Raw genomic sequence first — 1,357 nt, 5'->3', positions numbered from 1 at the left:
CCCCCGCCGTCCACCCCGCCCATCCGCACTATTCCGCCGCCCTCGCCCCACGATTTCGATTCGCCATGAACATCAGTCGGGGCACCCTACAGAAGGCGACCGCCGCCACCCTGATCCTGACGCTGGTCGTGGCGTCGTTCGTGGTCGGCAACAAGCTGTGGAAAGACGTCGAAAAGAATACGTACTCGGCGTATTTCACCGAGGCCAACGGTCTGTTCGTGGGCGACGAGATTCGCATCCTCGGCGTCGCCGTCGGCGTGGTCGATAAGATCGAGCCCCAGCCCGGCAGTTCCAAGGTGACGTTCTCGGTCGACAAGCAGTATTCGATCCCCGCGGATGCTCGCGCCGCGATCCTGTCGCCATCGCTGGTGACGTCGCGGGCTGTCCAGCTCGTCCCGGCGTACTCCGGCGGCCCCAAGCTGAGCGCCGGCGCCTCGATTCCCCTGAGCCGCACCGCGGTTCCCGTCGAATGGGATGACTTCCGCAAGCAGCTGGAGAAACTCACCGACGCCCTGCAGCCCACCAGCCCGGGCGGGGTCAACTCCGTCGGCGAGTTCATCGACTCGGCGGCGGACAACGTGCGCGGCCAGGGCGACACCGCCCGCGACACCGTGCTCAAGCTTTCCGAGGCGATCTCGGCGCTCGGCGATCACGCCGACGACATCTTCAGCACGGTGCGTAACCTGCAACTGCTGGTGTCCGCGCTGTACTCGAGCAGCGATCTGCTGGCCTCGTTCAACCAGAACATGGCCGGCGTGACGACGCTGCTGTCCAACACCCCCAACGAAGTCGGCAACGCGTTGAAGTCGCTGGACGGCGCGCTCACGGACGTGCGTGATTTTCTGGCCGAGAACCGCGAAGCGGCGGGCGTCACCTTCGACCGATTGGGCTCCATCACCACGGCGCTCAATGACAGCCGCGGCGATATCAAGCAGATCCTGCACATCGCCCCGACGGTGTTTCAGAACTTCTTGAACATCTACCAGCCGGCCCAGAGCGCGATGACCGGCATCCTGGCCCTGAACAACTTCGCCGACATCCCGCAGTTCATCTGCAGCTCGATCGAGGCGGCGTCGCGGGCGCGCCATCCGGCGGCGCGGGCGCCTCAGGCGGGGGCGGCGGCGTGTACCCGGGCCGCAGCCAGTCCTCGCTGTAGGTGATCTCGCTGGGCCGCGCCTGCGTCCCGACGAACGGGTTAATTCCCGCCGGAATGTAGTTGTAGATACGGTTTTTGATGATCGGGTTGAGGTACTGCAGGCACAGCTTCGATACCCGCGCCAGGCGCGCCCGCGACGCCGCCTCGATCGAGCTGCAGATGAACTGCGGGATGTCGGCGAAGTTGTTCAGGGCCAGGATG

The 1,357-nt window shown here is 65.5% G+C and carries 1 pseudogene; it reads left to right on the top strand.

Annotated features, from left to right (window positions below):
• Positions 1–65 precede the first annotated feature (65 nt).
• Positions 66–1,085: pseudogene (locus tag A5646_RS00005) on the top strand (MCE family protein); the annotation flags it as partial.
• Positions 1,086–1,357: the final 272 nt, after the last annotated feature.

This window comes from Mycobacterium sp. 1245499.0, from assembly GCF_001673615.1.
Taxonomy (GTDB): domain Bacteria; phylum Actinomycetota; class Actinomycetes; order Mycobacteriales; family Mycobacteriaceae; genus Mycobacterium; species Mycobacterium europaeum_A.
The sequence above is the reverse complement of the archived record's forward strand: the minus strand, read 5'-3'. Positions and strand labels throughout refer to the sequence as shown.